This is a genomic window from Kamptonema sp. PCC 6506, from assembly GCF_000180455.1.
GTDB classification, from domain to species: domain Bacteria; phylum Cyanobacteriota; class Cyanobacteriia; order Cyanobacteriales; family Microcoleaceae; genus Kamptonema; species Kamptonema formosum.
In genome coordinates this window covers 17621-38807 of sequence record NZ_CACA01000323.1, presented here as the reverse complement: position 1 = coordinate 38807, position 21187 = coordinate 17621, and the positions used below count along the sequence as shown (strand labels likewise).

Genomic DNA, 21187 nt, shown 5'->3' with positions numbered 1-21187 from the left:
TGGTTAACAGTTAAACAGTTAACAGTTAACCGTTAACAGTTAACCGTTAACAATTAACTTTTTGGCTTTGCCGATCGCCACGCTGCCCGCATCCGTCCAAAATTGGTATTGAATTCTTCCCAACCAATGATGCTACCCGGATTTTCTTCATCCCAAGATGCAGAGAGGACACCATAACTCAGCCCTAAAACCCCTAAACCGAAAAAGCCCATACTCAAAAGTACAACCGCTGAGTTTGGTAAAGCGAACCAACCTTTGCTCACGACTAAATAACTGGCAATAAACGTCGAAATTCCGGCTGCTGTAGGTACGCCGCATAATAGTGCCATGCGGCGGATCATGCGTTTGCTGACAACATCTGGAATCCCCATTGATGCCCGTGAGGTGGAGGGCTGCTGTGTGTCCTCAGCGGCCTTTACCTGGGGTTCTGGGGGGGCTTTAGGCTTTTTTTTCGTTTTTTTAGCAGGTTCAAAGGGCAACCGTTCTTTAGGAGGTTCTGAGGACATACAACTAGGGACTAGGGGAAGAAGAAGGGGCTAGGGGCTAGGGAAGAAGGGAATAGAATTAGCGGGCTTCAGCAATAAGCGAGTGTCTTAAATGCCTTGGCGATCGCTATATTTCAGACTCTAGCCGCGAATGCCGAGGCGAGCAATTAAAGCTTGATAGCGAGCTCTATCTTGTTTCTGGATGTAGCTTAGCAGGCGGCGGCGGCGGCCGATCAACTGCATTAAACCCCGTCGGGAAGAAAAATCTTTTTGGTTGACCTTCAGGTGGGCGCTGAGCTTGTTAATGCGATCGCTCAGCATGGCTACTTGTAGGTCTGCCGATCCTGTATCGGTTTCATGGGCTTGATATTGGCCCATAATTTCTTGTTTGCGCTCTTGTGTTAGTGCCATGAATGGAATTTAAGTTTTACTTTACTAATGCGACAATCCCTGATTGTATCACATTTGGGACTTACACATAAATCATTTATAAAGCTGCCCTCACTTGCAGTAAAGATACCGCAAGCGAGGGCAGCGTTAAGTGAGAAGAAGGCTTGCTGTATAAGCATTCTTCTCGATCTCCTAGATATAGCAACCGCTTTCGTCGGTTAGGACGTTTTGAATTCTTGAAACCATTGACTCTATTCCCTTCTTCCCCTAGCCTCTAGCTATAAATAAAGCCTTCTACCTTCTACCTTCTATCTTCTACTTACGAACAAGATTCAGGGGGCGACAAGCGCCCCCTGAATATCAGTCTTAAATTTGTTCGCTGTTGGCGGCTTCCAGGGAGACAATTGCTCCCTTTTGATGCTTTTGCTCAGCGTTTTTTCCCAACAATCTTACAAGAAAGAACTACTACTAAGAGCAGATGAATTCACATTATAAACCACTCCTAAGTAGTTATTCCCCGACTTAATTACCGTTGAAGCTACAGCAGTTGCCCCATCTAAGATGACATTCACTGATTCAAAACTTAATTGACTGAAAGTAAAACCAACCAACTTGATTTTATCATCAGTAGAATTGAAGTCAGTAATTACATCAGCCTGATCGGGGCTAGTGGCAGTAAATTCTAACACAAAGTTATCCTTTCCTGCACCACCTGTGAGAGCATCAAAACCTCGATCGCCCCACAATTCATCATCTCCATCTCCGCCAAGTAAGACATCATTTTCCTTACCACCGCGTAAGATATCGTTACCAGCGCCACCAGTGAGAGTGTCATTATCATTATTGCCACTCAAGAAGTCATCGCCATTACCACCAGATAATTTATCCGACTCCTTACCACCAAATATTTGATCGTTACCATCACCACCATCAATAATATCAGCACCTCGATCGCCATAAATTGTGTCAGTACCACCACTTCCCGTCAAGTTATCATTACCAGATAACCCACGAATTGGCTGACCAAAAGCAGATGTGGGAATGCTGGTATCATCAAAATCAGATAGTAAATATTGACCATTTACCACTTGATTTGATGGTAAATTAGTGCGCTCACCGGCACCGATTAGACCGATTGGTGGCGTGTTAATTACGATCGCATTAGATCCCGTTGTCGTTGTTGTTGTCGTTCCTCCTCCCGATGGTGAAGGTGAGGGTGCGGGTGCGGGTGTAGGTGTGGATACAGGTGTAGACCCACTGACAACAAGTTGGAAAACATCACTGGTTGAGGCTTTCCCGTCATTCGCAGTCAATTTCACCTTTAAGTTTCCGACATTTGCCACCGCTGGTGTGCCACTGAAAGCCAGAGTCGCGGCATTAAATGTTAACCAAGTTGGTAAAGCCGTGCCGTTTTCTAGCGTTGCAGTGTAAGTCAACGGGTCACTTTCAGCATCCGTAAATGTACCTGCGGGTACGATAAAGTTAAATGCTGTGTCGATTACCGCTGACTTATCAGTAATTGCACTGGCAACTACAGGAGCAGTATTGACTTTATCGGATACCGTCAAAATGAACGTATTGCTTGTAGCAGCTTTTCCATCCGAAGCCGCCACATTAACTTTTAAGTTGCCGATATTTGCCGTTGTAGGCGTACCACTAAAAGCACCCGTTGTCGCATCAAAGGTTAACCAAGTCGGTAACGCCGAGCCATCTTCCAGCGTCGAACTATAAGTTAAGGTATCGTTGTTAGCATCAGTAAACGTACCCGTCGGAACTGTAAAACTAAACGCCGTATTAATCGTTGCCGATTGATCGTTGAGCGCCACAGCCAGCACAGGAGCAATATTTTTACTAACAGTGTAAACTTGTCCCTTAAAGTCCCCATCATTCAGTGCCGTACCGCCTAAAGTAGCATTCAGGGAATTAATGATGCTATTGTTATCGGTTAAATCCAGCCCCAATGTACCATCAGCAGTACCCGTATTCACCGACACATTATAGGTTTTACCCGAACCCGTGACAGTACCAATACTTGCCCCAGTAGTAGCGGTTCCCGATAAGGAGAAGTCCGCAGTATCTACCCCTGTCACGCTCTCATTAAAGGTGACTGTATAATTTACTGCTGTTGCCGTAGTCGGATCGGTATCAACGCGGCTAATAGCAGTAACGTAGGGACCAACAGGGGAATATGTGACAGAATTATCGGTGCTGGTACTGGCAGTATTACCATTGCCAGCTAAATCTGTAGCACCACTGGCTTTAACGGTAGCAGTCAAGGCTCCTGGTGCAGACAACCCTGTTACTGCTACGTTGTAATTTTGACCTGTAGCATCTCCCGTGATGGTAGCAGTGGCCCCGGTGACTCCACTGAAAGTAATGTCGGTAGCATCAAAATTCTTCACCGGTTCGCTAAAGGCGACGGTGTAGTTAATCAAACTATTTGTTGTCGGATCGACTTGGCTACTGGCTTGGTTAATCGTAACTGTGGGTGGAGTGGTGTCAATGACTATGGCTTTATTTGCACCCAGGGAGTTAATTGCAGCGGGAGCCGGGAGAGTGAGATCCGCATTGCTAGTCGTCACCACCGTATCTGTAATAGAAGCGCCTGCGGGGACAACAAGAGAGGTGATGGCGGTATAGTCGAGGTCAGCACTGGTTTGACCTGCGCCTACAGTGTAGTTAAAGGTGAGTGCATTTGTACCCGTGCCACTGGCATAACTAGCTGTTCCCCCTGAGTTGAGAGTTAGCGTCGGTGTGCCGGTGACAATGACGGATTCGCTAAATGTCACGGTAATCGGAACTACTTGACCGAGCGGATAGCTACCATCCGCTAAAGTTGAGGTAACGCTGGTAACTTTAGGTGGAACGTTCGCGTTAATCAACAGTGTCGGGGCTGCGGTATTGCCATTTGAGGCTGCATCCGTCGCTTTACCCGCAGCCACATCAATGGTGACAGGCCCATCTGCCGTAGGTTTGATATCAAAGGTGTAGTTTACCCCTGAGCCAGCAAAGTTGCTGATAGTACCATTGCCTACGGTTAAATCAGTGACATCAAATCCCAGGACATTTCCACTAGCTTCAGTAAAGGTGGCCGCGACGCTAAATGTCCCCGTCACTGGTGCTGTGGCTGCGGTTGTTAAGGCAACTGTGGGTGCTGTTGTGTCAATAACTAAAGCTTTAGTCGTAGCTAAGGTTGCAGCAGGAAGAGTCAGTGTCGCAGCATTACCCGCAGCATCTGCGATCGTACCCGTTAACAAGGTTGCATCAAGATCGGCACTGGTGTCACCTGCGGCTGGGGTGTAGTTAAATGTGAGCGTATTTGTACCGGCACCACTGGCAAGGTTAACAGCAGTTGTTACTCCTCCTCCCAGAGTCAGCGTCGGTGTACCAGTGACATTGACAACTTCGCTAAATGTAACAGTAATCGGAATAGTGGCCGTTGTTGTATAACTACCATCAGCGGTGGTAGAGGTAATACCGGTGATAGTAGGTACGGTGGTGTCAATGACTAAGGCTTTATTCGCACCCAGGGAACCAGCCGCAGCCGGAGCAGGTAGAGTGAGTGTAGCTGCGGTACCTAATGCCGAATTAATCGTACCGCCATTAAGGGCGAGGGCGGCTGCACTGCCATAATCAAGGTCGGCAATGTTGTCAGTTGCGCCTACGGTGTAGTTAAAGGTGAGTGTATTCGTACCACTACCACTGACAAAGGTGGCCGGTCCTGTTACTCCTGCTGCCAAGGTTAGTGTCGGTGCGCCAGTGACGTTAACGATTTTGCTAAATGTAACGGTAATCGGAATAGTACCGACGGTGGCATTATAGCTGCCATCGGCGGTACCAGAGGTAACGTTGGTGATAGTAGGTGGTAAATCGGCAGTGATGCCAGCTAATTGAGGGGCGGCTGTATTGCCATTTGTGGCAGCATCTGTTGCCTTAGCCGCAGCAACATCAACGGTGACAGCGCCATCTGTCGTGGGTGTGATAGTAAAGGTGTAGACGTTTCCAGCAACTGTCAAATTACTAGCAGCACCATTGCCTACGGTGATATCCGTAAGATCAAAAGTTGGTGCCACAGTTTCATTAAAGGTAGCTGTGACGTTAAATGCGCCCGTAACTGTTGCTGCTGGTATCACTTGTGCTAGGGCAACTGTGGGTGCAGCAGTGTCAATGACTAAATCTTTATTTGTAGCCAGGTTGTTCGGTGCAGCAGGAAGACCAAGTGCATAAGCGTTACCGACAATATCTGCGATCGTGCCAGCAATCGCGGTTGCATCAAGATCGGCACTGGTGTCACCGGCGACTGGGGTGTAGTTAAATGTGAGGAATTTTGTACCGGTACCACTGGTATAGTTAACTGGGGTTGCTACTCCTCCCAAGGTTAGCGTTGGTATGCCGGTGACGTTGACGATTTCGCTAAATTCAACGGTAATCGGAATAGCTGTTGTTGTTGTATAACTGCCATTAGTGGTGGTAGAGGTGATGTTAACGGCAGTAGGTATTGCCCCATCATTAACGATTAAGGCTTTATTCGCACCGAGAGAGCCAGCCCCACCAGCGGTGGGAAGAGTTAAAGTGGCAGCGCTGCCATCGGAGACTGTGCTTATCGTACCGTTGAGGACAGTTGAAGTATAATCAAGATCGGCACTATTTTCATTTGTGGCGGTCGTGTAGTTAAACAGGAGATTGGCGGTACCGCTACCACTGACATAAATTGCTGTTCCTCCTGTGTTAAGAATTAAACCTGGGAATCCAGGTGCGCTGGAAACGTTTACGGGTTCGCTAAATGTCACCGTAATAGGAACAACTTGGCCTGGTAAATAAGTGCCATCAGCTAAAGATGAAGTGACATTGGTGATGGTAGCAGGCAAAGTATAACCATAATTGGCAAAATTTAGGGGTTGGGTTTCCACTTCCCCAAATCTCACTTCTAAATTCCAGTCTCCACCTAATGCCGCAGCGCCGGTTAAGTTATTAGAAGCCGCTACACCGGCACCGGTAATTTCACTGAGTTTCTTAACAAATTTATTACCAATTTCTCCAGCGGCGACATTACATCCATATAATAGAATATCGCCAGTTTTAGTAAGGGATTTTCCCCATTGTTTGAGCCGATCGCCTAAAGCTTCGATCGCGTTCCCATTAATCACCTCAGTACCGAGCGTGATACTCCCTTCGCTACCGTGAGAAATGATATGCAGTGCTTCCAGATCGCTTTCTCCGGCTAAGGATTGAGTGATTTGCGCGATCGCGCTGGATTGGTCATCTAAAATGACAACTTTACTGCCTTGGGCAGCGTTTTGAGCAAGGATTTGATAATCTTCTACTGAAGAATCAATGAAAATGATTTGGTTATTCATGGTTTCTTACTTAATTTCCTTTCGCCCACTCATATTTACCAGATTGACGTAGAATGTCAGTCAAATTAACGAAAATAAGTAGATGCAGTCTGAGTTTCTCAGATTTATTGTGAAAATGTCAACCCATTTATCGAAAAATTTACAACTGTCAACAATTATGAACTGCGTTAATAAATTCTAGAATTTCTCAATAGCGGAAATTAAGAAATCTGGTCTATCTTTTCCCTAGCTATCCTCAATTACCGACTCAACCAAGCGATCGCTTCTCGAATCCAATCTTCCGCATTACCTTTCTTTAACAAACTCGGATCTTGGCTAAGAGCCTGTAATGCCTGCATTACCTCCGCTCCAGTGTATCCCAAAGCGAGTAAAGTCATCTCAACTTCTTCTTGAATAACTGAACTGACTCCCGCAGGTACAGATGTTGACAAACCCTCTTGATTCCGCCATTCTGATAGTTTAGTTCTCAGTTCCAAGACGAGACGTTCGGCAGTTTTGTTCCCAACACCGGGAGTTTTGGCCAAAATGCGGGTATTACCGCCTACTATAGCTTGAACTAAGTCTTGCAATCCTAAAGTTTCCAAAAGTGCGATCGCCAGTTGTGCCCCAATACCGCTAACACTGACTAATTGCCGAAATAAATTTCGTTCCGCACCGGAAATAAAACCGTATAATACCATTTGGTCTTCCTTAACTTGTTGGTGAGTAAAAACTTGCACCACTTCCCCCATCGCTGGCAATTGTCCCGTCATTCGAGGCAAAATTTGCACTTCATAACCGATTTGATTGACTTCCAGAATCAGCATCACCCGATTGTTACCTTTTTGGATATCTGCTACCGTACCTTTGAGATAGTTAATCATTACTACTAAGTCCTATTTAAAATTTAAAGCCATGTCTAAACATCAATTACCATCTTGGCTTCCGCAACTTGGTTCTCAAGTCTGGATTCTAGCATTCGGTCGCTTTTTATCCCACACTGGCACTGGTTTTACCTTATTTTATGCTCCCATATTTTTTGTCAATCAACTTGGTTTATCTGCTACTGCTGTCGGTTTAGGTTTAGGTAGCGCTCAAGTTTCTGGAATTTTGGGCCGCATTTTGGGCGGTTCGTTGTCAGATTCTCCTGTTTGGGGCCGCCGTCGCACCTTGTTAATGTCAGCAATTATTTCGGCTGTAGCTTCTTTTATGTTGGCAACTGCCAAGGATTTTACCGGGCTAGTTTTAGGTAATGTTTTAATGGGTTTGGGAGTTGGTTTATATTGGCCTGCAACTGAAGCTGCAATCGCCGATTTAACAGAGGGAGAAGAACGCAGAGAAGCTTTTGCCTTAACACGATTGGCTGATAATTTAGGCTTACAAGTAGGAATTATTTTAGGAGGATTATTAATTACTTTAACTGGCGCTTATTGGGCGCTATTTGTAATTGATGGCATTTCATTTCTGATATTTTTTGTATTAGTTTACTTTACAATTTCTGAAACCTACAAACCCAAGATTTCAGCTTTACCAGCGGGGACAGATAAAATTCAAAATGGCTGGAAAATTGCCTTACAGGATCGGAGTCTCCTAGTTTATGTCTTAGTAAATATTCTCTTCACTCTTTATATCTCCCAAACCCAAAGTACAATCCCTCTTTATCTTAGCAATTTTATCCCCGCAGCCGCATCAGGAAAAGGTTTTTCCCCCGGTACACTGACGGCATTATTTACTTGGCACACAATTTTACTTGTCAGTTGCCAATTGCCAATTGCCCGCGCTTTTAAGCGTTTTAGTCACACTAGATCCCTAGTAATTTCGGCTCTTTTATGGGGTATAGGATTTATCCTGATTGGGATGACGGGAATTGCTCATAGTGGTAACATTTTCTTTGCAATTTTAGGCTTAGGTATTTTGTCAATTGCTATTGTTAGTTATACTCCTGCGGCTTCTTCGATTGTAGCTGATTTAGCCCCCGAATCTTTGCGCGGTGTTTATTTATCAATTAATTCCCAGTGTTGGGCAATTGGTTATTTAATCGGGCCACCTTTAGGCGGTTGGGCTTTAGATCAAGGGAAATTAATCGGAGATAATTTTTGGTTGGGTATAGCTTTAAGTGTGGGAGTTGCTATCTTGATTTTACAGCAACTTGAGCAAATGTTGAAAAAGTAACCATCCCTGAGTATAAATGCTTGTCCATTTAGGTTAAACCAGTCGCACCAACGAGATTATCGTGTATCCTTATAGAAGGAGTACAATGCTTATACCTCCTTATACTCCCATAGAACATAAAAACCTTCTTTCTTTATTGAGCCGCCGACCTATGACAGTTATTACAGAAAATTCAATTAGAGCATTGCTATCGAGCAGTGAAGAGGTGATGCTGCGTGAACTGACCTTAATCAAAAATTCCTTAGAAATACTATTCTCCTCTGAACAAGCGCGGATTCCTAAAGAAGAATCATTTAACGATCTGTTAAAAATTGTTGAAGTATCAGAACGGATTAGAAAAGCAAAATCTCTAGGTCAAAAAAACGAGATTTATTACTATGAATATAGACAAATTTTCAACGAAATCAAAGCAAAATATAGTGATCTTTTAGCACCTGATTTATTCAAAGAAATTGAAGAACATGAAAAATATATGGAGGGATTGAGGGAATTAATCATAGTTCTGGGTCTTATGATAATTGGGTTTGAAGAAGAAATAGATAAAGTACACCAATATGGATCGATATACACAGGTATGGTGGGACTATCAGAGCTTCTAGAAAAATATATTCTCTACTTCCCAAAAGACTTAATAGAGTACCTTAAAAATATAGCATTGTCATTTTTGAACGATCCCAACCTAAAACCTGATAAAGCTAATCAGAATGAATCAGTTTTTTCATATTTAGTGGGATTAAAAAACACTGCCAGAGCAGTATTATGGCAAATCGAAGAAAACCTAACAAAAAATGAAAAATCTTGTCCGATGGGCTCTCCTTCTGATACAATCTTTACTCGTGAAATGCAAATTCAGAAAAACCAACCTGCAATGGATTGGGCAAAATCACGACTTGAGCAAATAGAAAGTATTAAAAAAGCAAAAGGATGGACATTGTAAAGTGATTGTAATTCTGGACTCTGGTATTCTTGCTTTGCTGGTTACACCTATTGATGATAATTTGTCTGAAGATGAGAAGTTGGGCACGGAGATTTATCGATGCACACAATGGTTTGAACGCTTATTATCGAAAGGCGCTTATGTAACTGCTTCTGATATCTGTGATTATGAAGTTAGACGCGAATTTATTCGTATTAAAAGCTACAGCGTTCAAGAGTTAGACAAACTAAGAGACTTAATTGAATTTCAAGAAGTAACTTTTACTGTGCTAGCAAAAGCTGGCAAACTATGGGCTGAAGCAAGAGATATGAGTCAACCTAATAAAGTTAGGGAAAACATTGATATAGATTGTATTATCTCTGCTCAATGGTCTATCCTACAAGAGGAATATCCTGGTCGTAAAGTTATTATTGCTACTAAAAATATTAAAGATTTTCAAAGAGTTACCGATTGTGCCCTTTGGCAAGACATCACTTATTGATATTAATTTAAGTTAGGTGTTAAAACAGCTCTCTTTTCAATTATTCTACGATCGTAATTAAGGAACTAACAACCAACAACTAACAACCAACAACGAACAACTAACCATCACTTTCGTCGTTGCTCCAACTTCCGATAAACCGCTCTCAAATCAACCTGATGGTAAGCCAAAGCCACCAAAGTGTGATAGAATAGATCGGCGACTTCAGAAGCTATCCCATCCTTATCATCATCCTTACAAGCCATCACCACCTCCACCGACTCCTCGCCAATTTTCTTAAGAATCTTATTATCGCCACCTTCAAATAGCTTGCAGGTGTAAGATGTTTCTATCGGACGATCGCGGCGATCGCAAATCACCTCAAACAACTGAGACAGCGCATCCGCAGGCGGCGCGACAACCTCGCCATCCACCCGATGAAAACAACTCCTTTCCCCCGTGTGGCAAGCAATATCTCCCACCTGTTCCACCGTAAACAGCAAAGCATCGCTATCGCAGTCATAACGCACAGACTTAATATTCTGAACGTGACTTGAAGTCGCCCCCTTATGCCATAACTCCCCACGAGAACGACTCCAAAACCAAGTTTGCCCAGTTTCCAGAGTTTTTTGTAGCGATTCCCGACTCATCCATGCCATCATCAGCACCGTACCATCAAGATAATCTTGAACGATCGCAGGCACTAAACCCTGCTCGTTATAGCGAATTTTCTCAACCGGGATAGATTGGCTTAAAGCAGCGAAATCGGGAGCAGACATAATTTGAGGCTTCAAAAGTGAGGGCTGACTTTCTACAATATCATCTACCTTCCCCCTTCACTCCCCCGGAATACTCCTTCGAGGTTGAAAGCGTACCCGCCTGACCTAAAGTAGCAAAAAGTAAAGCTAGGGATTGTCAGCGATTGGCTTCTACGAGAAGATCGACTAATATAGTTTTTCTCTCATCCATTCTCACGCCTGTCTTCAAGCCTGTATTTAAGCATTCTAGCAACAAGAAACTTTCATTAAGGAGAAAACATTGGTTTCCACAACCTTGAAAACTACCAAATCCGAAGAAATTTTTGCCGCCGCCCAGAAATTAATGCCCGGAGGCGTTAGTTCCCCAGTACGCGCCTTCAAATCAGTAGGCGGACAACCCATCGTCTTTGATAAAGTCAAAGGAGCCTATATCTGGGATGTCGATGGCAACCAATACATCGACTACGTAGGTACTTGGGGCCCCGCCATCTGCGGCCACGCCCACCCCGAAGTCATCAACGCCCTACGCGACTCCCTAGAAAAAGGCACCAGTTTCGGAGCTCCCTGTGCTTTGGAAAACGTGCTAGCGGAAATGGTAATTGATGCCGTTCCCAGCATTGAAATGGTGCGTTTTGTCAACTCTGGGACAGAAGCTTGCATGGCCGTTTCCCGCCTAATGAGAGCTTTTACCGGACGCGATAAAATCATTAAATTTGAAGGTTGCTATCACGGCCACGCCGATATGTTCTTGGTGAAAGCCGGTTCTGGCGTAGCCACCCTGGGTTTACCCGACTCCCCTGGCGTGCCCAAATCAGTCACGAGCAACACTCTCAATGCTCCTTATAATGACTTGGAAGCTGTTAAGGCACTTTTTGCCGCAAATCCCGGTGAGATAGCAGGGGTAATTTTAGAACCAGTTGTCGGTAATGCCGGATTTATTGTACCGGATGCCGGCTTTTTGGAAGGCTTGCGAGAGATTACTAAGGAAAACAAAGCACTGTTAGTATTTGACGAAGTGATGACCGGTTTTCGCATTGCTTACGGCGGAGCTCAGCAAAAATTCGGCGTTACTCCCGACTTGACAACTTTAGGTAAAATCATCGGTGGCGGTTTACCAGTGGGTGCTTACGGTGGTCGTAAGGACATTATGGCAATGGTCGCTCCTTCCGGGCCGATGTATCAAGCGGGAACGCTTTCGGGTAATCCTTTGGCAATGACTGCTGGGATTAAGACTTTGGAATTGCTGCAAAAACCAGGGACTTACGAGCAGTTAGATAAGGTGACAAAAAAGTTGTCAGAAGGATTGCTGAAAATTGCTAAGGAAACTGGTATTGCTGCTTGCGGCGGCCAAATTAGCGGAATGTTTGGCTTATTTTTTACTGGCGGCCCAGTTCACAATTATGAAGATGCTAAAAAGTCTGATTTGAGTAAATTTAGCCGTTTTCATCGCGGAATGTTAGAGCGAGGAATTTATCTTGCTCCTTCGCAATTTGAGGCTGGATTTACTTCTGTTGCTCACTCCGATGAGGATATTGACCGGACTTTGGCGGCGGCCCGTGAAGTGATGGCAAGTTTGTAATTACTCTGTCTAACCCCCCTTAAAAAGTAGGGCTGTTTCATTCTGCCCAAAAAATCGTTTGACCTCTCCCCCAACCCCTCGACCGCATGGAGAGGGGAGAAGAATTCTTAATATTAAATCTCTGTGAGTTTAATAGTATTAATTACTCCCCTTTCCCAATAGCAAATTTATTCCTTTTCCCTCTCCTAAAAGGAGAGGGCAGGGAGAGGTGGTTCGGGGGTTAGGTAGGGTATAGCCTAGATATGATACTGGCAAAATAGGAGATAAGGTAAACTTTTGTAACAATTTTCCGATTTGGCGTAAAAACAGCATTTTCACCCTGACAGACCTACAGATAGATAAATAGTTGCGTAGTAAGGTCAGGAGAAGTGCATCATGCCTAATAATCTAGGTTTAGTCAGTGGTAGCAAAACATATACAGGACAAGTAGGGACAGCCTACCCTGACACCCTCAACTTCAGCGTCAACCAGACAGGAAACTTCAAAGCTATCCTTGACGGCTTAACTGGTAATGCCGATTTGCAACTTCAAAGTAGCAATGGTACTGTACTTCGCAGTTCATCTTTAACGGGGACAATTCCAGAGGAAATAAATTTCAGCGATTTAGGTGCGGGGGAGTATTCTCTACTGGTAATCTCAGCAGAGGATAACATTAATTATAGTCTGAGCCTGATATTAGAGGAAGTTGCCAGCAGTGAGAAAGCCATCGTAGACCCTCTCACAGGTAGTGATTACGAACCGTCAACAAAAATTATATCAAACAATTCTTCAGAAACATCGACTGATTCTCCAGATTTAATTACAGGTGATGCTGTGGAGAATCAAGATACAATATCGCCAAGTAATACTCTGACAGGAACAACAGACGAAACTAATTCTACTGAGGAATTTACTGAGACAGATTCCGAATTAGGGATAACATCAGAGACTGAAAAAAACTTGGGAGAAAGCTTAGCTACTCCAGAAGAATCCTCAAATATATTAACAACTCCAGAAACAGAAAGCACTTCTGAACAATCAATTATTTCAGAAAGTGAAACCGCAGATGATTTAGCCGAAGTTTCTACCACAGATTCCCATGAATCAACTAACCCAGATGAATTAGAAATTACTTCAGAGACAACTAACTCGGATGACTTAGAAATCACTTCAGAAACCACTAACTCGGATGACTCAGTAATCACTTCAGAAACAACTCACTCCCAAGAAACCACTATCAGCACTTCTGTTGATGATGCAATAACAAATAACGCTGAAAGTACAGAGATTGGCAATGGGGAAATTAATCAGAAAGAGACTATAGACCCACTTACAGGGGAAACAATAGCTTTAGAAATTGGTTCGGAAATTGAGGAGGAGATAATATCCAATCAAGTAACTAACTCCGTAGAACCGAATGAGACAAATAGCAATGATTTGACAGAAAGTGTTGCCAAGGAAAACCCCGAAGAGAGTTCCAGTAATTCTACGAATAATGATTCGAGTGCAACGATAAGTCCACCCGATGAAAACCAAGATGTATTAGTCGAAGAAGAGACAATAATCTGGGAGGGTGACAAAGAGTGCTAGGAGTCAGAGCGTATCAGGGTTGCAGCTCGTATGCCCTGCTGATAGAATCGACGTTTATTTCTAGTTAACTTGCGTTTACTCTTGAACTTCTAAGTCGTAGCGATCGAGATAATTCACCTATTTTTCTCCATCCTGACCGCTCCCAAATATACTCCTTCTATAGTATTTTTGACGCGGGTCTTTCTGGCGAGATACATATTTTTGCAGATGCTTTTTCTGAATCTCAGTCCCTTGAAATATACTTGAAGTGTATGCGATCGCCATCAACAAAATTATTTTAATGAATCGCTCTCCCCTTAAGCCACTCCCTTCTAAATTATATCCTCCTGTTTTGCAATCTCGAAACATCTCTTCTATTCCCATCCGTTTTTTATAAGCCGCGATCGCCACTGGCAATGAGCCCAAATCTGTCAAAATAAACCAGGCCTCTTTTACTTGGATTCCCCCATAGTCGCGTTTCCATTTACAGGCGATATCAAATCCTATTACGGGTCGGGTTTTTCTGACCCTTACTCCCTGAAAGTATAACGCAGTTCCTGGTACTATTTTTAATTGCTCTAAGCGTTGCCAGATTAAGCTTTCTGTTTCTATACAATGATTCTTTTTCAGCCTTAAACAAAAAGACACACCCTTTGTCTTGAGCCAGTTTCCCAAATCTACTGAACAAAATTCACGATCTCCTAAAACGATAACTTTATAGTTTTTAAGTAAGGGTAAAACTTCTTGTAGAGCGAGGGTTTGTTCTTGCAGGTTACTGTTTCCTAACTTGGGTAACAAGCACCAGTATAATGGAATGGCCCTTTTCCGCCAGATTAGGGCGATCGTAAACAGATTGATGCAGCCCCATTGGCTGCGATCAATAGCAATTGATAAAGTTTGTCCGACCGAGCAATAAGTTGTTAACCAATAAGCAATCAAAGGGAACCAGATATCCGCGAGCGCTAATTGAGGCAAGTCCAGAAATCTTTGTAGCTTGCGACGGCGACTTTCCGTTGTAATTGGATAGGGAAATATCCGTGCGAGTCTCTCTAATCTCACCTGTTTCTCGGATTGTAGCAGATTCAGTAAGATTGTTAGCAGAACAAACTGAGCCTGTGTGAGTTGTTTTTGTAAGTGGGTCTGATAAAATGAAGGTAACATTATGTTTTTGGATAGGTAAGCGTGTAACAAAAAAGCTACCTATCTTTTTTTAGCATAAGTGGGCTAAATCTTTACTCCACCTTGCTTTCAGGCACATTGTCACCCCCCCAGGACAATAATAGAAACTCCATTAGCCGAAAATAGCATAATCACCGCTCCAACAGAAACGGCTACAGGGGATAATTTAACCACAGAAAGACCTGTTGAAAATCCCTCTAATATAAGCGATGGCAGTACGGAGGAAACTTCCGCAGTTAACGGCAGCGAAGAAGAGCAAAAAGCTGAAGATGAAGCAGAATTTTACACTGATGAAACACAACAAGAAGTGGCGTTGGTGAATTGGGGTATGATGATTTGAGAGTGCGATCGCCAAAAAATAACACTTCACAAAACGCAGAGCTTATGCAATGTCCTGAATGTCAGTCAACTCATGTTAATAAAAATGGTCATAAAAAAGGTAAACAGAATTATATTTGTGTCGGTTGTGGCAGACAATTTATAGATGGCTATCAACCTCATAAAGGTTATTCTGAAGATGTGAAACGTGAATGTCTCAAAATGTATGTCAATTTCAACCAGGTATTCTAGGATGGGTTTTAGGCGACCATAGTGCCAGAACCTTTGAACCACTATGGGAGATTGTTAATAAATGGAAATGCCATTTTTATGTGACAGATGGATGGAAAGTTTACCCTAAGTTTATTCCCGATGGAGATCAGATTATATAAAGCTTCTGCGATCGCCAATTCGACTTGTTCATCCAAATGAAACTGGATCTTTTCCAAGATTCTGTCCTCTTAATTTCTGCTGCACCTTGGAAGGAATTTTGGCTTGCAATTCTTGCACAAAAGCTTCACTTTCTTGCATTTGTTGTCGAATTTCCTCAAGATTATCGTGGTAATAAGCCAAAGCTGCATACACATCCGCTAAAGCGATTGTAGGATACCGCGACACAATTTCATCAGGGGACATTCCCATCTGTTCGTGCCAGACTACAACATCTTGAACTCTAATTCGATGTCCAGCAATGCGCGGTTTACCGCCGCACACTCCGGGAGTAATTTCAATATGCTCTGCAATGACTACTGGTGTCATAGAATTTCCTCAAGATTCAATTTGGCATCTATATTAGTTTATCCCAAATCATCTCTAAGCGTAGGCTTGCGCCAGCCGAAGGCATCGCCCTTTACCCAAACAAATAGAAACCGGGTTTTTCAGATCGCATGAGCCTATACACCAATATCTTGTGCAAAAACCCGGTTTCTCACTCCACGCGATCGCCCTTGTCGGATAAAAAGAGCGATCCGGCTCGCTGGCTTCGCCTAAGCTTTTTACCTCTCTTTTTCCACCTAAGAAACCTGCTTTAATCGCTTAAGACGTTGTTCTCTAATATTACGTTCTAACATTTCAATTACCTCTTGTAACTCCAAACCTGCTAACTCCATATCCTGACAAGCACGATGCGCCTTCGTCAGAGTCTGCTTTACCTGTTCGGGATCGGGCAAAAAAGGTGCTTCATTCATAATAAATTCCAATCAGCTTTAATTTCTTGTGTACTACGTTCCAAAGCCGGAACCCGGTCTGAGATAATCACAATCCTATCATCCAACAATCTTAACAGATCGGGAGTAGCCCTTGGTTGTGATTCTGCAATCCGTATTTGTAAGATAGACAGTTGAGAAAATCGTTCTTTCGCTTGCTCGGCAATTTCAGTCAGTTGATCCAATACACCTAAAGTCCTCTCCGTTTCTCCAAAACGCTCCAATAAGTCTAACTCAGTAGCCTTAGCTTCATCCACAATATCTAATAGTCGTTGTTTCAAGTCCCAAATAATCGCTCGACGTTCTGGGGGTAATTTGACCATATAAAAATAAGTCAGTGATTTTTCCTATTTAACTTCATTTTAAGTCTAAAAACTAGCATTCCTATAAGGTTCTTAATCCTCTTAAGAGGACTTTAGCTATTAGACAGGAGTCTCAACCTCTGTCGCACTCTTAACAAGATTCTCTTCCCACTTACGAGGTGTACTAGCGCGACGAATATTACGCCAAATTTGAGTGGCCGCCAAAGTACCATCAGCAACAGCAATTGACACCTGATTTAATCCCTTTTTCAAATCACCAAGGGCAAAAATTCGACTGTGGCTAGTTTGCGCCATCTCATTAGTAACTAAATTCTCACCATCCCACTCTAACCCCTCAATTCCCTTTAAATAATGGTTATGGTAAACCGAACCCATACTAATTAAACCAGTCGTCGCCTCAACTACCGTACCATCTTTTAATTCCACACCGCTCATTTGATGTTTTTCACCCAAAAAACGAGCAATTGGTGACTCATATAAAGGATATCCATGATCCGCAAGCTTCTCTCTCATTGTATCGCTAACCTCACATAAACCATGAGTTAGCACCGAAATATAAGGAGTAAACCAATTCAACACAAACGCTGCATTGATTTGAGATTCGGAATTAACAATCAAAACTGCTTTCCGATCCCACATATCAAAACCATCACAAATCATGCAGACGTGAAGTGTATAACCTGCATAATTATAGAGATTCTGCATATCCTCAACTTCAGGTAAATTATCCATTATCCCCGATGCGGCGATTAGATATTTACTCCGAAATACAGGATAAATACTATCTTTTTTCCTACCTTTACCCGTACCGCTAATGTCTCTCCTTCATCGGTTACTTCTTCTACATAACCTCGAAGATGATCTGCGCCCCAGTCTAACGCTTGCTTAGTTCCATGATTCAATATATCTCTACCGGGTGTATGAGGATCTAGCCCTAAATAATTACGCAAATCCTGCATCCAAAGGGATCGCCCTTTCCCTTTTTCTATTACTAAACATTTGAGCCCGTAGCGACCTAAATAGATTGCTGCGGATAATCCACCCATACCACCGCCAACAATAATGGCATCGTAAACAGTATTAAGAGAAGCCTCAAGATTTTTACTAGATAGTTTCATAATTACAGCAACTACGTCCAGAATTGAAGGTTGATAGTTATGAGGTGACTGTCTACTGTGTTTGCTCGCTTTGACACTAATAGTAATAGTGATGGGATTTTCGACAATTTCTAGTAACTGTCTTCCTAACGATAGTTAGTAAATTGCAGCGCTACCGGATAATCTTCCTCCTTCAAGCGCTGAATAATCAATTGCAACTCATCTTTAGACTTAGCAGAAACCCGCACTGAATCTCCTTGAATTGAAGATTGAACTTTTTTAAATTCGTCGCGGATTAACTTATTAATTTGTTTGGCAATTTCCTGGGCAATTCCTTTTTTCAGCTTAATCTCTTGTCGCACCCGACTACCGCTAGCAGATTCTACTTTGCCATAATCAAAAATTTTCAGGGAAAGGTTTCTTTTAGCTGCCTTTGTTTGCAAAATAGTATGAATAGCATCGAGAGTGAATTCACTATCTGTATTCACATTAATCGACTCTTCCTTCAATTCTAAAGTCGTTTTCGTATCTTTTAAATCATAGCGACTTTGGATTTCGCGCACGGTTTGGTCAACAGCATTTACTAATTCTTGTCTGTCGAAGTCGCTGACAATATCAAATGAATATGTAGAAGCCATAAATCCTAATTGTTAGTGTTGGTTGTTAGTTGTTAGTTGTTAGTTGTTAGCTGTTAGTTTCATTTTTCTAATCACCACTAACCACTAACTACTAACCACTAACCATTAACAGTTATCAAACTGAGAACAAATAAAGTACCAGTACAAAAAGAACCGATACCAAACATTAGCGATCGCGCCAGCGGTACATTCAGAATATAGAAAACTGAAAATAATAGCCGCGTTATCACAAAAATCAGCGCCGCCCAACCAGCCTCATCGGAATTTTGACCAGTCGTATAAGCCATGAAAGCCGCAGCCGCAAACACTACAAACGTCTCAAACGAATTTTGATGAGCCCAAGTTGCTCGCTGAGCATAAGCAGGCAACTTATCAAACATAGCGCGGGGTGCCTTTAAATCGTAGCCTACTTGCAAACGCCCATAGGCTACGACTAAATAAGGTACGTAAACTAACGCAGCCGCCGCTGCAATAGAATCGAGCAGAATTGTCGAAACAGGTAATTGCACGATCGCGATTGGCTTTGTATTTTAATCAAAATAGAACAGAGTAACTACTTTGCGCTGATCTTCAGCATCCCGGCAAGTTTGCAATAGGGTATGACTTTCGTGAAACGCAAAACAGATGAGCTGTTGACAACGAGATACAATCTCTTGATTGCACAACGCACTTGCTTCCCCTAGAGACAAAGCATCATTTTTGGGATTTTCTACCAAGTGTATTACTTGATCGAGTTGTTCCCTAGACTCTCTAGGCTGGCGACTCAGACTTTGAGGCAAAATCACTGTCAGCAGGTTTGGATCGGCCCGCATGGCCCCCCGAATAGCTGCTGAATTTGTGCCTGTAGCCCCGGAGGTAATTAGTTGATTGCCTCCTAGAACCAGGGCATAGCTCAGCATCTCAATTAGTTGCTGATGGGTAATAGGAACGTGACGAGATCCTAATAATGCAATCCGTTTTGAGCCGGTTTGCTGGATCGCGACGAGTTCTTGTAAAAAATCATCTACCTTGGGTAGTTCAATTGATTGACTCAAAGATTGTATCAAGTTAAATATAACAACCTTGTAGATTTTAGCAGGTCTGGCAACTTTTGAACTTTTAATCTAGAGAGGGGGAGCAGAGGGGCAGGGGAGATGGGGAGCGGGGGAGCAGAGGGGCAGGGGGGCGGGGGAGATGGGGAGCGGGACAGGGGGAAAATCTTCGTCTTTCCTGTTCCATCTTCCCCATTTTCCCAATCCTCCTCCCCATCTTCCCCATCCTCCCCATCTTCCTCGCTCCGTATCCTCTTTAAGACTGTGTAAGTGCTATAGGAGTTAAAAATGTTGGAATTATTGAGTTCTGGGATAATTTCTTTATGGCTGGAAGCGGCGGGCCTACAAAAAGTTGGGCTGAATGCTGCTGCGGTGCTGGCTTGGGAAGGGGGGCTATCTGGCTTGGTTTTGGCTGGTGGCGATGTTAGCCAGTCGCCTTTGGTCAATCCTGATGGAGCTACAGCAGCGGCGGTACAGGGATACTTACAGCAGTTATCGGCAAAGGGGATGCTTGAGGGTTCTCAGGGGGTGTGGATGCAGTCGGGAATTAGACCTCTGGTGAGTAATGAGGGGACTGTGCCGGTGCCTGGGGCTTCACTGACGAAGATTGCGACTTCTTTGGCTTCGCTGCAAACTTGGGGGGCGAATTATCAGTTTGAAACGCGGCTGAGTGCTACTGGGCCGATTAAGAATGGGGTTTTACGGGGGGATTTGGTAGTTGAGGGTGGGGGCGATCCGTTGTTTGTTTGGGAGGAGGCGATCGCTGTTGGTAATGCTCTGAATAAGATGGGGATTAATCGGGTTGCTGGCAATTTGGTGATTGTGGGCAAGTTTTGGATGAATTACGACTCGAATCCAATGGTGGCGGGGGAGTTATTGCGGGAGGGGCTCGATTCTACAATTTGGTCGTCGGCAGTTAAGGGTTTGTATTATAAGATGCCTCCGGGAACTGCTCGACCTCGTGTGGCGATCGCGGGTAATGTTGTAGCTAAGAAATCTGTGGCTAGTGGCCGCTTGCTGTTAAAAAGGCGATCGCTTCCGCTAGCGGAAATTCTTAAGCAAATGAATATCTACAGCGATAATGAGATGGCGGAAATGCTGGCTGATGTTGTCGGCGGGGCGAAAGTTGTACAGCAGCAAGCTGCTTGGGCGGCTGGGGTTCCGCAGTCAGAAGTTCAATTGATTAATGGTTCTGGATTAGGGGAAGAAAATCGGATTTCTCCCAGGGCTGTCTGTGCAATGCTACAAGCAATTCAACGTTATTTGTACGGCACTAATCTAACAATTGCCGATCTATTTCCAGTGTCGGGACGCGATAAAGGGACATTGGAACATCGCCATATTCCTAAAGGAACTGTTGCGAAAACTGGGACTTTAGATCGTGTGATTGCTTTGGCTGGAGTTATACCAACGCGCGATCGGGGTTTGGTTTGGTTCGCAATTGTTAATCGCGGTAGTGATTGGGATGGATTGAGAAGTGAACAAGATTTGTTCTTGCAGCAGTTGGTGAACAAGTGGGGACTCGCACCAAGTTTACCCTTTGCAATTACGCCCCACATTAACGGTGCTAGACCTGCTTTGGGTGCGGCAAATCGTAATGATATTCTGATCGGGGGTTAGTTGTTAGTTGTTAGTTGTTCTTTGTTAGTTGTTCGTTGTTCGTTGTTCTCCCCTAGCCTCTACCCTCTCAGTCCCTTCTCTTTCCTTTCTTTCCCTAGCCCCTAGCCCTTA

The 21187-nt window shown here is 43.6% G+C and carries 20 protein-coding genes and 1 pseudogene; 7 read left to right on the top strand and 14 right to left on the bottom strand.

Going from position 1 to position 21187, the window contains the following annotated elements:
- Nucleotides 1–53: 53 nt before the first annotated feature.
- From OSCI_RS21210 to ruvA, 4 genes are all read right to left on the bottom strand, one after another.
- On the bottom strand, nt 54–506 hold the full coding sequence (locus tag OSCI_RS21210; protein ID WP_007357191.1) for a PAM68 family protein: 453 nt from the start codon (nt 504–506) through the stop codon (nt 54–56).
- 120 nt (nt 507–626) lie between these two features.
- Nucleotides 627–896, bottom strand: coding sequence for a 30S ribosomal protein S15 (gene rpsO, locus OSCI_RS21205; RefSeq protein ID WP_007357190.1), 270 nt, complete (start codon nt 894–896; stop codon nt 627–629).
- 428 nt (nt 897–1324) lie between these two features.
- On the bottom strand, nt 1325–6232 hold the full coding sequence (locus OSCI_RS21200) for a DUF4347 domain-containing protein (RefSeq protein WP_007357189.1): 4908 nt from the start codon (nt 6230–6232) through the stop codon (nt 1325–1327).
- A 239-nt stretch (nt 6233–6471) separates the two neighbouring features.
- Entirely contained in the window at nt 6472–7095 is a 624-nt protein-coding gene (gene ruvA / locus OSCI_RS21195) for a Holliday junction branch migration protein RuvA (protein WP_007357188.1), read from the bottom strand.
- Nucleotides 7096–7126: 31 nt separating this feature from the next.
- Here ruvA and OSCI_RS21190 point away from each other — a divergent pair, with 31 nt between their 5' ends.
- The 3 genes from OSCI_RS21190 (at nt 7127) to OSCI_RS21180 (ending at nt 9801) form a co-directional block, all read left to right on the top strand.
- Entirely contained in the window at nt 7127–8383 is a 1257-nt protein-coding gene (locus OSCI_RS21190; RefSeq protein ID WP_007357187.1) for an MDR family MFS transporter, read from the top strand.
- 151 nt (nt 8384–8534) lie between these two features.
- Nucleotides 8535–9320, top strand: a complete 786-nt coding sequence (locus OSCI_RS21185) for a hypothetical protein (protein ID WP_019487622.1) — start codon at nt 8535–8537, stop codon at nt 9318–9320.
- Between the two features lies 1 nt (nt 9321).
- Nucleotides 9322–9801 (top strand): hypothetical protein, encoded by a 480-nt coding sequence (locus OSCI_RS21180; protein ID WP_007357185.1) that lies wholly within the window; start codon nt 9322–9324, stop codon nt 9799–9801.
- A gap of 107 nt (nt 9802–9908) precedes the next feature.
- Here OSCI_RS21180 and hisIE read toward each other — a convergent pair whose 3' ends face one another.
- A complete protein-coding gene (gene hisIE, locus OSCI_RS21175) occupies nt 9909–10559 on the bottom strand; it encodes a bifunctional phosphoribosyl-AMP cyclohydrolase/phosphoribosyl-ATP diphosphatase HisIE (protein ID WP_007357184.1) in 651 nt (216 codons plus the stop codon).
- Between the two features lie 259 nt (nt 10560–10818).
- Here hisIE and hemL point away from each other — a divergent pair, with 259 nt between their 5' ends.
- Entirely contained in the window at nt 10819–12117 is a 1299-nt protein-coding gene (hemL, locus tag OSCI_RS21170; RefSeq protein ID WP_007357183.1) for a glutamate-1-semialdehyde 2,1-aminomutase, read from the top strand.
- 375 nt (nt 12118–12492) lie between these two features.
- Nucleotides 12493–13686 carry a PPC domain-containing protein gene (locus OSCI_RS21165; RefSeq protein ID WP_007357181.1) on the top strand — a complete coding sequence of 398 codons (1194 nt, stop codon included), beginning with the start codon at nt 12493–12495 and terminating at the stop codon, nt 13684–13686.
- A gap of 117 nt (nt 13687–13803) precedes the next feature.
- Here the strand turns inward: OSCI_RS21165 and OSCI_RS21160 are convergent, their stop codons facing one another.
- Complete coding sequence (locus OSCI_RS21160; protein WP_007357180.1) at nt 13804–14826, bottom strand: IS4 family transposase; 1023 nt, start codon at nt 14824–14826, stop codon at nt 13804–13806.
- Nucleotides 14827–15228: 402 nt separating this feature from the next.
- Here OSCI_RS21160 and OSCI_RS29185 point away from each other — a divergent pair.
- A pseudogene (locus OSCI_RS29185) lies at nt 15229–15551 on the top strand (transposase-like zinc-binding domain-containing protein); the annotation flags it as partial.
- A gap of 31 nt (nt 15552–15582) precedes the next feature.
- Here the strand turns inward: OSCI_RS29185 and OSCI_RS21155 are convergent.
- From OSCI_RS21155 to OSCI_RS21130, 8 genes are all read right to left on the bottom strand, one after another.
- Nucleotides 15583–15921 (bottom strand): DUF433 domain-containing protein, encoded by a 339-nt coding sequence (locus OSCI_RS21155; protein ID WP_007357179.1) that lies wholly within the window; start codon nt 15919–15921, stop codon nt 15583–15585.
- 254 nt (nt 15922–16175) lie between these two features.
- Nucleotides 16176–16349: a hypothetical protein gene (locus tag OSCI_RS30880; protein WP_007357178.1), complete on the bottom strand. Its 174-nt coding sequence runs from the start codon at nt 16347–16349 to the stop codon at nt 16176–16178.
- Nucleotides 16346–16690: a hypothetical protein gene (locus tag OSCI_RS21150; protein ID WP_007357177.1), complete on the bottom strand. Its 345-nt coding sequence runs from the start codon at nt 16688–16690 to the stop codon at nt 16346–16348. The genes OSCI_RS30880 and OSCI_RS21150 overlap by 4 nt, the downstream gene beginning before the upstream one ends.
- Before the next feature lie 99 nt (nt 16691–16789).
- Nucleotides 16790–17422, bottom strand: coding sequence for an NAD(P)/FAD-dependent oxidoreductase (locus tag OSCI_RS32300; protein ID WP_324603718.1), 633 nt, complete (start codon nt 17420–17422; stop codon nt 16790–16792).
- Between the two features lie 17 nt (nt 17423–17439).
- Nucleotides 17440–17808 (bottom strand): NAD(P)/FAD-dependent oxidoreductase, encoded by a 369-nt coding sequence (locus OSCI_RS32295; RefSeq protein ID WP_324603717.1) that lies wholly within the window; start codon nt 17806–17808, stop codon nt 17440–17442.
- Between the two features lie 125 nt (nt 17809–17933).
- The gene (locus tag OSCI_RS21140; protein ID WP_007357176.1) at nt 17934–18425 is read right to left on the bottom strand and encodes a YajQ family cyclic di-GMP-binding protein; all 492 of its coding nucleotides are present in this window, start codon (nt 18423–18425) and stop codon (nt 17934–17936) included.
- 98 nt (nt 18426–18523) lie between these two features.
- Nucleotides 18524–18934, bottom strand: a complete 411-nt coding sequence (locus OSCI_RS21135; protein WP_007357175.1) for an MAPEG family protein — start codon at nt 18932–18934, stop codon at nt 18524–18526.
- Between the two features lie 21 nt (nt 18935–18955).
- Complete coding sequence (locus OSCI_RS21130) at nt 18956–19459, bottom strand: hypothetical protein (RefSeq protein WP_007357174.1); 504 nt, start codon at nt 19457–19459, stop codon at nt 18956–18958.
- Nucleotides 19460–19744: 285 nt separating this feature from the next.
- Between OSCI_RS21130 and OSCI_RS21125 the strand changes: the two genes are divergently transcribed.
- Nucleotides 19745–21076: a D-alanyl-D-alanine carboxypeptidase gene (locus tag OSCI_RS21125; RefSeq protein WP_007357173.1), complete on the top strand. Its 1332-nt coding sequence runs from the start codon at nt 19745–19747 to the stop codon at nt 21074–21076.
- The last annotated feature ends 111 nt before the right edge of the window (nt 21077–21187 follow it).

Excerpts from the sequence above, each read along its gene's own strand:
- OSCI_RS32295 (WP_324603717.1), bottom strand. The coding sequence starts at position 17,808 with ATGAAACTATCTAGTAAAAATCTTGAGGCTTCTCTTAATACTGTTTAC.
- OSCI_RS21190 (WP_007357187.1), top strand. The coding sequence starts at position 7,127 with ATGTCTAAACATCAATTACCATCTTGGCTTCCGCAACTTGGTTCTCAA.
- OSCI_RS21125 (WP_007357173.1), top strand. The coding sequence starts at position 19,745 with ATGTTGGAATTATTGAGTTCTGGGATAATTTCTTTATGGCTGGAAGCG.
- rpsO (WP_007357190.1), bottom strand. The coding sequence starts at position 896 with ATGGCACTAACACAAGAGCGCAAACAAGAAATTATGGGCCAATATCAA.
- OSCI_RS21150 (WP_007357177.1), bottom strand. The coding sequence starts at position 16,690 with ATGGTCAAATTACCCCCAGAACGTCGAGCGATTATTTGGGACTTGAAA.
- OSCI_RS21155 (WP_007357179.1), bottom strand. The coding sequence starts at position 15,921 with ATGACACCAGTAGTCATTGCAGAGCATATTGAAATTACTCCCGGAGTG.
- OSCI_RS21165 (WP_007357181.1), top strand. The coding sequence starts at position 12,493 with ATGCCTAATAATCTAGGTTTAGTCAGTGGTAGCAAAACATATACAGGA.
- OSCI_RS21185 (WP_019487622.1), top strand. The coding sequence starts at position 8,535 with ATGACAGTTATTACAGAAAATTCAATTAGAGCATTGCTATCGAGCAGT.
- OSCI_RS32300 (WP_324603718.1), bottom strand. The coding sequence starts at position 17,422 with ATGGATAATTTACCTGAAGTTGAGGATATGCAGAATCTCTATAATTAT.
- OSCI_RS21210 (WP_007357191.1), bottom strand. The coding sequence starts at position 506 with ATGTCCTCAGAACCTCCTAAAGAACGGTTGCCCTTTGAACCTGCTAAA.
- OSCI_RS30880 (WP_007357178.1), bottom strand. The coding sequence starts at position 16,349 with ATGAATGAAGCACCTTTTTTGCCCGATCCCGAACAGGTAAAGCAGACT.
- OSCI_RS21200 (WP_007357189.1), bottom strand. The coding sequence starts at position 6,232 with ATGAATAACCAAATCATTTTCATTGATTCTTCAGTAGAAGATTATCAA.
- ruvA (WP_007357188.1), bottom strand. The coding sequence starts at position 7,095 with ATGATTAACTATCTCAAAGGTACGGTAGCAGATATCCAAAAAGGTAAC.
- OSCI_RS21140 (WP_007357176.1), bottom strand. The coding sequence starts at position 18,425 with ATGGCTTCTACATATTCATTTGATATTGTCAGCGACTTCGACAGACAA.
- OSCI_RS21160 (WP_007357180.1), bottom strand. The coding sequence starts at position 14,826 with ATGTTACCTTCATTTTATCAGACCCACTTACAAAAACAACTCACACAG.
- hisIE (WP_007357184.1), bottom strand. The coding sequence starts at position 10,559 with ATGTCTGCTCCCGATTTCGCTGCTTTAAGCCAATCTATCCCGGTTGAG.